Origin of the sequence: Prosthecobacter sp. (genome assembly GCF_044373815.1) — a bacterium.
GTDB lineage: Bacteria > Verrucomicrobiota > Verrucomicrobiia > Verrucomicrobiales > Verrucomicrobiaceae > Prosthecobacter.
In genome coordinates, this window is the sequence record NZ_JBIPNG010000628.1 from 1 (window position 1) to 3,174 (window position 3,174).

Consider the following 3,174-nt stretch of genomic DNA (forward strand, 5'->3'; position numbering starts at 1 on the left):
GTGATCGCGATCGGAACATGCACTTATATGCCTCAGAAGGTTTTATTGAACTTGAGCGCCACTCCCCCTACGAGCCCATTGTGATGTATAGGCAACTCAGGACGGCATGAATCTCCAATAAGATCAATGCTTCCGTCCCGATCTTGGCCGTGCCAAAAAGGCCGTTAATCAGGCCTGGCCTTCCTGGCAACCCCCGTGAGAGCCACGCGGCTTAGCAAAGCTTGCCGCCGTTCACGTCCCGTGCATAATCCGTGCAGGCCGCCTACAACGCGAGTTCAGGGAGCCTGCCAGTTGCGCAAACCTTTGTCACAAAGCCAGTTTCAGCCCTGAACCTGCGCAAACCCGCCAAAGCAAGCCAAGTGAGCACCAAAGCCCCGTTTTCCGGGCATTCCCGCCCTTTTCCGGTGTTTTCCGGCCTTGCGCAAACCTCCTGTCATTCTTCTCTGAAGTCCGCACTCCTTAGTTTCTGCGCTGAAGCGACATCGAGGGACTCGACGGCATCAAGCTGCAAGGCCGTAGTGCTCGCCGATGACTTTGCCGCGAAGGCGGTCGGCTTTGGCACCGGCCTGATCGTGTTCGATGACGCCGTCGCGAAGGCGGATGATGCGGGTGCAGCGCTGGACCATGCGCTCGTCATGAGTGACGAAGACGAGGGTCTTGCCCTGCTGATTGAGGTCGTCGAAGAGATCGAGGATTTCCTTGCCGGACTTGGAGTCGAGATTGCCGGTGGCTTCGTCGGCGAGGATGACGAGCGGACTGTTCGACAGGGCGCGGGCGATGGCGACGCGCTGCTGCTGACCGCCGGAGAGTTCGGTGGGCTTGTGATGGAGGCGATGCTCAAGGCCGACCTGGGTGGCAAGGCGGGTGCCGGTTTCGATCATCTCCGAGTCTTTCGCGCCGCCATAGTACATCGGCACGGCGATGTTTTCGATGACGCTGAGCTGCTGGATGAGATTGTAGCTCTGGAAGATGAAGCCGAGGTTTTTGTTCCGGGCGGCGGAAAGATCGTCATCCTCAAGATGAGCGACATTGAGACCACCGAGGAAGTAGTCGCCCGAGGTGGGCTGATCGAGACAACCGAGCACATTGAGCAGAGTGGACTTGCCGCAGCCGGAGGGGCCCATGATGCAGACGTATTCTCCGGGGTAGATGGAGAGTGAAACGCCCTGCAGCACGTGCTGGGTGGTCTCACCCATCTGGTAGCTCTTGCAGATGTCCACCAGCTTGATGATGGGATCAGTGTCCGGCATCACGGTTTGGCGATCGCCACGGCTTTTTCCTTGGGCTTGGACGGTTTGGCTTTGGCCGGGCCGCTTTCAGGCTCGGGTCTGCCCGAACCTCCCATGTCGGCTTCGGCTTTCTTCGGGAGTGCGAGGGCCACGGCTTCGCCGCCCTGCAGACCATCACGCACCTCGATGAATTCATCATTGAAGAGCCCGGTGCTGATCTCCCGGCGTTCCAAATTGCCGTTGTTGCTGATGTAGCAGAAATGATGATCCTGCTCGACCTCAATGGACTGGACTGGGACGTAGAGCACATCGGCCAGCTGATCGACGATGATCTCGACCTTGGCGTTCATGCCCGGCTTCATCCAGGGGTGGTAGCCGTTGATGTGAATGGTGCAGGGATAGACTTTTAGATTGGGCGTGTAACGGCTGCTGCTTGAATCCGGAAGAACGGCGAGTTCGGCAACGCGGCCGTCCAACTCCTTGCCGGGTTCGGCATCGACGCGGACTTTGACTGGCTGGCCGATGCGGACCTTTTTGATCTGTGATTCATGGACGTTCACTCGGACGCCCATCTGGCTCATGTCCGGGATGGTGAGCAAGGTCTGGCGCAGGCGGACTGTGGCCCCTTCTTCGACGCTGTTGCTATAGTTGTAGGATGAGCTGGCGTTCAAATCGCCGTAGGCGACCAAGCCGGGCTGCGGGGCTTTAATGACGCAGGCTTTGAGCTGGAGCTCCAGGTTTTCACGCTGGGCCAGTTCCATTTCATAGCGCCGCTTGGCTGTGGTGAACCGGGTCTCCGCCTGGGCCATTCGGGAACGGTTGGCGCGGATGGTGCGCTGCAGCTTGTTGAGCGCCTCACGATAGGCGGCGAGGTAGGTGGCGCAATGCTTGCTGAATTCGTACTTTTTATACAAGGCGAGCGCCGTTTCAGAAGTTTTCACGGAGAGCTGCACTTTGTCGAAGCCCACCGAGTCATTCTCCATCTGGGCGGAGGTGACGAATTTTTTTGCCGCAAGACGCTTGGAGGATTCCACCTTCTGCTTGGCGAGGGCCAGCTCCGAGCGGTGCAGCAGCAGGTCGTCCTCGAGCTGCCGCAGTTTCTGCTGGGCCTCACCGTCGCTTTGCGCCTTCTGTTCAAGGAAGGGGGTGAAATTGATCATCTCGCTGACCGGAGGTGCGGCGATTGTTTTTTTGGCCACGCCGGGCTTGGCATTTTCCCCGCGTTTGGAGAGGGCGGCCTCCGAAGAAACCTGGGCGTTGGCCTGAGTCTCGAGGACGTCCGCGTATTTTTCAAAGGCATCCACGTCTGATGGCAGACCTGCCGTGGTGAGAATAGCGCCGGTGACTTCGCGCCCAAGATACTTCTCAAAGTCCATGAGGGCAAAGATGGCGACCTGCTTGACGTCGCGCACCATGGTTTGGTTTTCACTTTTCTGGATCTCGCGGTTCTCATCGGCGTCGATGTAGTTTGAAACCGTGGTCTGAAAGTCGATCTCGTGGGTCTCGATCTTGGTTTTGAGGTCGGTGCTGTCGAGTTCGATCAAGACCTTGCCGTCTTTGACGTCTTCCTCGCTGATCAGATAGCCTTCAGGAATGAGGCTGAGAATCTTGGTGGGGATTTCGATTTCGCTCTTCACCTCATTGTTTTGCAAGGCGCGGATTTCCCCGCCCTGGAGCACGGTGATCTCGAGCGGGCCACGCTGCACAATGCGCGTGGGCACCTTTTCAGCTGCAGCGCCGCCGCCGGACATGCTCCACCAGCCGACAATAGCGAGAACGCTGATGCCTGCGATGATGATTCCTTTGCTGGATTTTCCCTTCTTCATTCTCCTTTTGGCTTCTCCTTGTTCAATACGTCCACCCAACCGCCGTCTTTCTCAATGAACAGCACTCCCATGTCCCGCCAGAGGCGCAGACGGACGAGCGTGTGATTGATGGTGGTGGA

At 58.0% G+C, this 3,174-nt stretch carries 2 protein-coding genes; both read right to left on the minus strand.

Annotated features, from left to right (window positions below):
• Nucleotides 1-500 precede the first annotated feature (500 nt).
• Nucleotides 501-1,250 (minus strand): ABC transporter ATP-binding protein, encoded by a 750-nt coding sequence (locus ACIREA_RS29350; protein WP_397385872.1) that lies wholly within the window; start codon nt 1,248-1,250, stop codon nt 501-503.
• Nucleotides 1,250-3,055, minus strand: coding sequence for an efflux RND transporter periplasmic adaptor subunit (locus tag ACIREA_RS29355; protein ID WP_397385873.1), 1,806 nt, complete (start codon nt 3,053-3,055; stop codon nt 1,250-1,252). Before ACIREA_RS29355 ends, ACIREA_RS29350 begins: the two co-directional genes overlap by 1 nt.
• Nucleotides 3,056-3,174: the final 119 nt, after the last annotated feature.

Coding starts and splice junctions, on each gene's coding strand:
- ACIREA_RS29350 (WP_397385872.1), bottom strand. CDS start 1,250: ATGCCGGACACTGATCCCATCATCAAGCTGGTGGACATCTGCAAGAGC.
- ACIREA_RS29355 (WP_397385873.1), bottom strand. CDS start 3,055: ATGAAGAAGGGAAAATCCAGCAAAGGAATCATCATCGCAGGCATCAGC.